Source organism: Marinobacter flavimaris (genome assembly GCF_002933295.1).
In the GTDB taxonomy this organism is placed as follows: Bacteria; Pseudomonadota; Gammaproteobacteria; order Pseudomonadales; family Oleiphilaceae; genus Marinobacter; species Marinobacter flavimaris.
The window spans coordinates 43,376-51,575 of record NZ_PSSW01000015.1; the positions used below are offsets into that span (position 1 = coordinate 43,376).

Consider the following 8,200-nt stretch of genomic DNA (forward strand, 5'->3'; position numbering starts at 1 on the left):
CCGTTTTTAAACACTTTTTACCTTTCTCTTAGTCCATAAGCATCCATTGACATCCATGCTCAGCCATAAACTTTGGGGGTACATCTGGGGGTGCAAACTGAAATGCACCCCGCTATAGTAAGTTTTATACCCCCAACCGCTGCAGGATACCCCCCAATGGCGACGGACAAGCTGACCGACAGACAGATCAAATCCGCCAGCTTCGAAAAGTATGGCAAGCGCACCAAGCTCTCTGACGGTGCAGGCATGTACCTGGATATCCAACCGTCGGGCAAGTATTGGCGCATGAAATACCGATTCGGCGGCAAAGAAAAAACGTTGGCTCTCGGGGTATACCCGGACGTTCCACTGAAGCTCGCCCGGCAGAGGCGCTCTGACGCACGAGCGTTAATCGCTGACGGCGTAGACCCCAATGCGGTCAAAAGGCAGGAAAAGGCCGCTGAACAAGAAAAGAGCGATACCTTCAAGGTCGTTGCGGAAAAATGGCTGACACTGAAAAAAGGAGAGCTCTCCGAAGGCACCTTGAGAGTGGCACGCAGAAGGCTGGAAACCTGGGCCTACCCGAAACTCGGCCACTTGCCTATCGCAGACATCAAGCCTACCAAAATTCTGGAAACACTTCGTGAAATCGAGAACCAGGGCAAACACGAGACCGCGCACCGCATCCGTCAGCGCATTGGTGAAATCTACCGGTACGCCGTCGCCGAAGGCCGAGCGGAAACAGATCCCACGTCAGCTCTGCAAGGTCTACTCAAAACCGTTCCCACACGAAATAGAGCGGCAATTACAACACAGGCCGAACTCGGTACCCTCTTGAAGGCCATTGAAGCCTACGGAGGCCATGCCTCTACCAGAGCAGCACTGAAGCTAGCCCCCATGCTCTTCTTGCGCCCTGGCGAACTCCGCAATGCTGAGTGGACGGAGATAGATCTCGAATCCGCCACTTGGATCATCCCCGGAAAACGGATGAAAGGAACGCTCAAAGCAAAACGGGCTGGCCAAGTACCGGATCACATTGTTCCTCTGCCGAGGCAGGCTGTTTCAGTACTGAAAGAGCTCCACACAATTACAGGCAGTAAAATTTTAGTGTTCGAATCCATCCGCGCCGGCCGCCCCCTCTCTGAAAACACTATCAATGTCGCATTAAGGTCGATGGGGTTTGATGGAAACACAATGGTTGGTCACGGCTTTCGTGCTACCGCCTCCACGTTACTTCACGAGCAGGGCTGGGACCATCAAGTTATTGAGCTCCAGCTCGCACACAGACAGAGAGATCAGGTGGCTGCCGCATACAATCGGTCCGCTCGTCTAAAGGACCGGACTACAATGATGCAAGCATGGGCTGATTATCTCGAAAGCTTGCGTCAAGGCTCAGACTGACCCAACACCCTTTCCTTATCTTCGGCCACAATCGCATCTATATACTCGCCCATTTTCAGCCCTCTCTGATCGGCTAACTTCTTTATATTCTTTTTTGTTATCGCGTCGACATTAAGATTACATTGCACTTTCTCAGTATCGTCCTTCCTCTTTTTTCGTGCCCACTTATTTTTTAGGTCATTAATAAATAGGACTTTAATCTTTTCATCGTAGGTCGATCTATCAAGTGCGCTAAATAAAAGAAGAAGACGCCCCTTATTATCGACGGGATATGCGAAATCCAGCGGCACGAACACTGAAAGACCACTGTTCTGTACCTGGTCAACCAACCACCTACACTGGCCTTCATCTTTTATATCAATCCAGTTCAAATAAGGGTCTATGCTGATCAATTTAGACCACTTCTGGCGCAGATTTTCGATGGTATCTTTCTTAACATTAACTGGCGCTTTACTTAGATCGAAAGCCAACAATATTTGTTCAAATTTGCTCAATATAGCCTGATTAAATTTAGTCTCTGCAGGAGCAACCGGCAAAGAACGATTGCGCAACATTTCGTGAACCCAAACAAGTAAACGATCGCCTCCGCTTTTAATCCAAGCCAAATCTGAGATTTCTAATCTATGCGAAAAACACTCACGACGATATTCTTGTAAACGACCTACAGTCTCGCGATCTTCAATGCAATCAATTAAATGATTAGCGCGATTATCAGGACTACCTAAAACACCATGGTTCAGTGAATAGCCACTTTCTTCGAGCCGGCACCACAGCCAAAGCATATCCCTGTTCTTAAAACCCTCCAGGCCGACTGGTCTTCTCTTCTCCCAACCCATTGAAAGCGACATTAAAAATACACCATTTTCCCAATAAACCCACTAGGCCTCAAAGCCTAGCACCTTTATAGCAGCGTTATAGGATACACCTAGGCACAACCTAGCGCAATTATAGTGCTTAAATACCAGTTTTATAGGTGTGTTAAACAACGGTTTCTCTTCTATAAATGCATTAATATCAGCTTTCTAGATCATTTTATCGACTTCTCAATGCCTACACTCAGAGGTATAGCCCAAGATTATACCTACCTTTTACACCCCACCCGCTAGAGCAGCTGGAGAAACATCACCATCGGTTTTTCCCAGTAGCTAATCATTGAGAGTCTTCGGAATCTCAGAGCGTGGGTAACTGCCAGCTCCAAGCGCTGACAATTTATGAACTATACATAAGGTGGAGAAGTAGATTAACTTCGTCTAATTCAGATCTAAAAATTATTTTGGCAATCAACCTTTCAGCTCTCAATTAGTCTATTGCTGTCCAACAACATACATCATTTTTTACAGGTGCCTTTCATCTTCTGGGAAAACTGACCCAAAAGGATGAATAATGAGAATTCTTAGATTAAAAGACGTAATTGAAAAAACCGGATTGGCCAGATCAACTATTTATAAATACGTTGACACAGGTGATTTCCCTAAACCAATTTCCTTAGGTGGTCGTTCGGTAGGCTGGGTAGACTCTGAGGTACATGAATGGATCATTAAGGCGATAGAGGAACGCGATTATCAAGATAGCTTTAATCGGTAGATAATTAAAGCTCTTCCTACTATATATTTAATATATAGATAACTTTACCTCATTTTAAATTATCTTTCTTAACTTATAGAAGATCAAAAATACAAGCAGTCTTCAATAAAAACAAATAAAACGCTCGCTTTCCACGCCACACCCCAAATAAATATTGCCTCATGAACAAGCTAGGAATTTAGCCATGAACTTTCAAAAACGAAAAAGCAGCAGCTTTTCTGAGCTACATTACTTTAAAACCATATCCAGAGAAATCGCGGACCATTTTTTGTCAGATGGAGCAACTGACTGGGACGGATATCGGATAAGTGAATGTGCCAAAATCATAAGGTCCTATAACAGCTCGTCAGGCGGTGTCTTTTTAGATCCTCTCTACTGTAAGCACCCGCACTGTCCGCAGTGCCAGAAGAATAATGCCAAAAAATACCGGAGCCAGATTCATCACTTGCTAGATGAGTACCCCGAGCTTCTTCTCGGCAACTGGATGTTCCTAACCCTTACGGTTCGCAATTGCGATGTTGACGATCTCGGAAGCACAATCGATAGCATGACCGATGCGCTAGACAGGCTTAAAAGGCGCAAATTCTGGAAAAAATACGTGCTCGGCGGAATTCGCTTTCTCGAAGTGACTGAACGCCAGAGAGACAGAGAAACCGTCCACCCTCACTTTCATATTCTTTTGTTGGTAAGACCGTCGATGTTTGCCGGCAACAACTACGTTTCAACAAACCTTTGGGCCAAACACTGGCAAAAGGCTTTAAGTGCGCATTATGAACCGATGGTCCATGTCAAACGTTTCAAGGGCGACCCTAGTGAGATGAGGTCCAGAATTGTGAGCCACGCGGGCTATTCCCTGAAGCCTAGAACAAAGGTGCTGGATAGACGGCGGTTTCTGGTCTTGACCGATCAGATGCGGAATCGCAACCGAGTCAGGTCCTTTGGCGTTGTTCGAAAGCTGTTGTCAGAACTTCGTGGCCAGACAGCCTTCGATGCTATTGAGCAACAGGAAGAGGCCCGTAGGCGACATGAGCCAAAAATCCTAACCTGGGACGAGAAGATCGCGGGCTATAAACCTCTTTAACTCGCAATAAATACGAGAACAATTATGACGATTCAACCCCATTCAGCGTTGGCACTCAGACCAATCGCAAACTTCATCGCTTGCCACTTTCAAACTATCGAATATTCAGAGCACCAAGGTCAGATGATTCACGAGTGCGGCCAGAGCATGAAATCGCATCCGCACTACCGCATGGTGACATCCCCCAAGCTTCTTGCTTGTAGGCATCGTTATTGTCCCTTTTGCCAGCATGAGAGGGTCGAAAACCTTCAGCAACAAGTTAACAGCTTCATGGAAATTGTCGAATCCTCCGGCGCTAAAGCTAACTGGCTAGTGTTAACCCTTTATGGCCAGCAATCGATAGTGAATTGCCTAAAACGACGCCTCGAAGAGATGGAGAGTGCCTTTACGCAACTCACCCGCCGCCGCTTCGCGCAGCATATTCTCGGCTGCATTCGATTTTTGGAGGTTTCCCAAGATCAAGTGGATAGTCGACTTGCTAGACCGCGTTTCCGCTGCCTGTTATTGGTAACAACATCAATGTTCGAAGGAGCAGATTGTGTTTCGGAGGCTCAATGGGCAGAACGTTGGAGAAATTTTCTGAACCGTCGGACTACGCCAGAGGTACATCTCATGCGATTGGTCGGAAGTGCACACAGAGTGACGGAGTCTGTTCAGAACGAAATCCACAAATCAATGAGCTATTCTGACGATTTCCCATCCGAAGAATGGTTTCTTGAAATGACCAGACAGGTGCAAGGAGTACCGACTTTAAATGTTGATGGCGTTCTCAAACCATGGCTGACCAAAGCATTGGAAGATCAAGAGGAGGACCTCGCACGGGAGCGGCGCTATTCAATCGCGAAGTCTTCCATTCAGGTTCCTTGAAATCACAACCAAGGTTTGCCGGGCATAAAGCCGAAGCCGCCCGGCAAGCCCGCAACACAATCAATCAATTTTTTACGTAGTGGTCCACTTCCTCTTGAAGGAAGACAGCGATGCCTCCTGTGAAGCGTTCATCGTGTCGCTGTCTCTAGATATGCTAGGTTTAGTTTCGACGCTCTATCCTGCTCACAGTAGCCATCATCTCTTGTAGCGCCCTCCGTTTGCTCGGAGTCGATGGAATGACCACCATCCCTTTAGATTTCGGCGCCAGCAATTTCCCATGCTTTTTACCCTGCTTGAATACCCATCCATGCCGGACCAGATGTTTAGCAAACAGATGAATGTCCTTATCCGAGGAGAACCTCATGAGCCACCCTCCTCGGCATCTTCGTACCGCGCAAGAAACCGGTCGGGGTCAAAGCGAACCTGCTCGAAGGCCTTCACAGCCCCCACCTCCAGAATAGGCTGACTGTACTGGTAACCGGCGCTGCAAGGTGAGTTCTGGAAAAAGCGACCCTGAGGGTCGATCATGATGTAGGATTCCACCATGTCCTGATTGTCCTCAACAACCGCGATCCGGTGATAGCGCCTGTGACGCTCCACGAACGACTGAAACTGCTCTTCATCGATGGTCATGGACCGATCTGTAACTGGCAGAGCTCGGAGTATCTTCCACTTATCCGGTTGCAACAGGCTGATCAGATCCGAAAAATCATCCTCCCAGTTCACCCGATTTACCACGGTGTTGAGCTTGATCTTGATTGCAGGGTTTCGCTCTCTGATCGCCTCGACAGCACTCTGCAGCTGCCTGAGATCCAGAAACTCCCCTTTTGAGTTCAGGCGGCCAATGAGCTGATTACTAAAAGCATCGGCCGAATCAATGCTGATACCAAGGACCTCCAGGCCCGAGCCAATCCTGCGAGCAATCCGCTCAGTGAGAAGCGACCCGTTCGTTATCAGTGAGGCCTTCAGCCCTACCCTACTCGCGAACTTGACGGTCTCTTCGACAACACAGGGAAACAACAGAGGTTCTCCTCCCGCGATATTCAACCGCGTATTGGCCCAAGCCATTTTCCAGGCCAAAGGATTCCTCGAATTGATCGGATCGAAGAACTCTCGAAGCTCCAACAGCAGCTGATGTATCTGATATTCTTGGCGGATCAGATCTTTGACATCTTCATCGCGCTGCCAGTGCGCATAGCAGTAGCGGCATGAATAGTTGCACGCTTCGGTCAGGTGCCAATTGATTACCAACTGTTTCTGGTTGTGAGCACTGTAGTACAGCATCGTTGACTCTCCTCGGTTTAACGAAATGAGAACCAACAATAAATTTTGGATAGTAGGGTTGGTGGAAATTGCTTTCCCTACCCCTACTAAAAGGACAGGTTTTGGCCAGCATCCCCTCGAACGAGTCCATCCTCGCCTTCGTCAGAGACGTTCTTCAGGCAGGTCCCGCTGACAAAAAAAGGAAAGAGTTCGAGCAGCTTCGGCGGCGCAGCGACATCCAGATTGAGACAACTGGAGACTATATTCAGGAGATACTATCCGCCCTCAGGTTGGACGAGCCAGCTGAATCGAGAGCTCGCCAACTTTTCTTCAACTGGTCAAAGGTGAATAACTTTCTGGAACGAAGCATTTGGGTTTCGCACGCAAGCTCAAAACACGTTATTTGGTTGCTATCCACACATGTCTATGCGCCAGGATTGGGCAGACAATTGGCTTTTTGGGACTTAGCTCGTCGAACGGATCCGGGGATGCCAGGAGGACGCTTCTGGTATCTGCCAGCGAAATTCTCAGAAACTGATCAAAAGCTGACGATGCCAATCACGCAGGTTATAAATTGGCTTTTGGACCTGCTGGCGTGTTCTGTCGATGAGCTTGCGGTCTCTCTTGGATCTTCCCGGACAATTGCTGGTCGAGGGAATGATATGGTTGCGGATGCGAGATCGATCCGAAAAACCCTGCATTCCTGGTATGCAGGAACGCAAACCCCAGGTATCAACAAAATTCTTGAATTCTTTAATGAGAAGCTTCTTTTGCAGTTCCACGGAGTTTTTCACTGGAACCCAACAGAAAGCCTCGACGAGAACTTTGATAGAGCAAGGGCATTCCTACGTCGCAAGGGGCTAACTGCCCATGATTTAAGCGTGGAAACGCCTATTCCAAAGGCCATGGCCGGAAAAATCCTCGACAATCTTACCCTGAGCAGCGAGGAAAAATACGACTTTTGCTACCAATTATGTCAACGGTACCAAGCGCCGAGCCCCCAGATAATTCGAAAACGTCTCCTATACGCGAGGGCATTTCAAGCCACGTATTTTCAACTGGCGAGCGCTTTGTGCATTCCCAAAAGCATGCAGAATTCCGCAAGTCCATCCGAAAATCCAGCCATGCAGGTCATCAAGATCTTTGAAATTGCTTACAACCTCACCATTGATAGCTCTGCTAAATCGGATGATGATTCAAATGAGTACGAGCTATTCATGGAGTCCCTCAAAGAGAAACATCCAATCGAGGCAGCAACAACATTTTTGTCTTTGAATGAATCAATCGAGGGTCTTCAGTCGCTCGCGAATCAATTGAATAGAAGGCTAATGGGTCTTGGTGAGACCGATGAAATCGAGCACGAAATCCCCTTTAGTCGTTGCAAAAAGGAACTCGTAGCTCTGTTTGAGAGGAAAACTGCCCTCATTCACAGCAGTGAGTATGACTATGAAGAGAGTCATCGGCTCAATACGGCCGATAATGATGCCGAGCTCTTTCAGCGGATAGAGGGCACTTCTAACTGGGTTGCTCTAAACAGCATCGTCGACTCTGAAACTGCTTCCCTGGCCGCCAGAAGAGCGGCTGCATGGCGAATGGTGGAGGTCGCAAGCACGGATCTAGAAAAAGCCTACGGTCTCATTGCCGTACTTTCCCAGCTGCTCAACGACCCCGACAAACGAAATCGGACTGCCGACGCGAATGATCTTGCCAATAGCATGCTCCAAAAGCTTGAACAGATAGATGTAAAGAAAGAGCTTACCCCTTTAGTACTTCAACTCAAGGCAAAACACGAGCTCGCAAAGAATGAATTGAAGGAAGCAAAGACCAATTTCGACAAGGCTCTGTCTGCGCTTCGTAACCAGAGCTTTGGAACATTGCGCGGAGAAGTCGCAAGAGATGCCCTTGCGTATTCCGGCGAACGTGACCGGTCATTCCGGGGATCGTGACCGATTTGCACACGGCCATCACGCTGGAGTGAGTTTTGTACTCTGAGCGGTCACGATGGGTCAACCGATTCCGGTTTTT

General features: G+C 47.9%; 7 protein-coding genes. 5 read left to right on the plus strand and 2 right to left on the minus strand.

Features of this window, described 5'->3' with window-relative positions; all coding sequences use genetic code 11:
* The first annotated feature begins 156 nt into the window (after positions 1 to 156).
* Positions 157 to 1,380, plus strand: a complete 1,224-nt coding sequence (locus MDHKLMBL_RS19325; RefSeq protein ID WP_104272230.1) for a tyrosine-type recombinase/integrase — start codon at positions 157 to 159, stop codon at positions 1,378 to 1,380.
* On the opposite strand, the gene MDHKLMBL_RS19330 is transcribed toward MDHKLMBL_RS19325, so the two are convergent.
* The gene (locus MDHKLMBL_RS19330; RefSeq protein WP_146083428.1) at positions 1,365 to 2,228 is read right to left on the minus strand and encodes a hypothetical protein; all 864 of its coding nucleotides are present in this window, start codon (positions 2,226 to 2,228) and stop codon (positions 1,365 to 1,367) included. The two genes, MDHKLMBL_RS19325 and MDHKLMBL_RS19330, sit on opposite strands and share 16 nt — an antisense overlap.
* A gap of 535 nt (positions 2,229 to 2,763) precedes the next feature.
* Here MDHKLMBL_RS19330 and MDHKLMBL_RS19335 point away from each other — a divergent pair.
* From MDHKLMBL_RS19335 to MDHKLMBL_RS19345, 3 genes are all read left to right on the plus strand, one after another.
* A complete protein-coding gene (locus tag MDHKLMBL_RS19335; protein ID WP_104272235.1) occupies positions 2,764 to 2,964 on the plus strand; it encodes an AlpA family transcriptional regulator in 201 nt (66 codons plus the stop codon).
* 184 nt (positions 2,965 to 3,148) lie between these two features.
* Positions 3,149 to 4,045: a protein rep gene (locus tag MDHKLMBL_RS19340; RefSeq protein WP_104272237.1), complete on the plus strand. Its 897-nt coding sequence runs from the start codon at positions 3,149 to 3,151 to the stop codon at positions 4,043 to 4,045.
* Positions 4,046 to 4,069: 24 nt separating this feature from the next.
* Positions 4,070 to 4,912, plus strand: coding sequence for a protein rep (locus MDHKLMBL_RS19345; protein WP_104272239.1), 843 nt, complete (start codon positions 4,070 to 4,072; stop codon positions 4,910 to 4,912).
* A 360-nt stretch (positions 4,913 to 5,272) separates the two neighbouring features.
* Here the strand turns inward: MDHKLMBL_RS19345 and MDHKLMBL_RS19355 are convergent, their stop codons facing one another.
* Positions 5,273 to 6,196 carry a viperin family antiviral radical SAM protein gene (locus MDHKLMBL_RS19355; RefSeq protein ID WP_104272244.1) on the minus strand — a complete coding sequence of 308 codons (924 nt, stop codon included), beginning with the start codon at positions 6,194 to 6,196 and terminating at the stop codon, positions 5,273 to 5,275.
* A gap of 101 nt (positions 6,197 to 6,297) precedes the next feature.
* Between MDHKLMBL_RS19355 and MDHKLMBL_RS19360 the strand changes: the two genes are divergently transcribed.
* Complete coding sequence (locus tag MDHKLMBL_RS19360) at positions 6,298 to 8,121, plus strand: hypothetical protein (protein WP_104272247.1); 1,824 nt, start codon at positions 6,298 to 6,300, stop codon at positions 8,119 to 8,121.
* Positions 8,122 to 8,200: the final 79 nt, after the last annotated feature.

What these genes read in the sequence shown, in the direction of transcription:
- MDHKLMBL_RS19325 (WP_104272230.1), top strand. Translation starts at nt 157, where the DNA reads ATGGCGACGGACAAGCTGACCGACAGACAGATCAAATCCGCCAGCTTC.
- MDHKLMBL_RS19330 (WP_146083428.1), bottom strand. Translation starts at nt 2,228, where the DNA reads ATGTCGCTTTCAATGGGTTGGGAGAAGAGAAGACCAGTCGGCCTGGAG.
- MDHKLMBL_RS19335 (WP_104272235.1), top strand. Translation starts at nt 2,764, where the DNA reads ATGAGAATTCTTAGATTAAAAGACGTAATTGAAAAAACCGGATTGGCC.
- MDHKLMBL_RS19340 (WP_104272237.1), top strand. Translation starts at nt 3,149, where the DNA reads ATGAACTTTCAAAAACGAAAAAGCAGCAGCTTTTCTGAGCTACATTAC.
- MDHKLMBL_RS19345 (WP_104272239.1), top strand. Translation starts at nt 4,070, where the DNA reads ATGACGATTCAACCCCATTCAGCGTTGGCACTCAGACCAATCGCAAAC.
- MDHKLMBL_RS19355 (WP_104272244.1), bottom strand. Translation starts at nt 6,196, where the DNA reads ATGCTGTACTACAGTGCTCACAACCAGAAACAGTTGGTAATCAATTGG.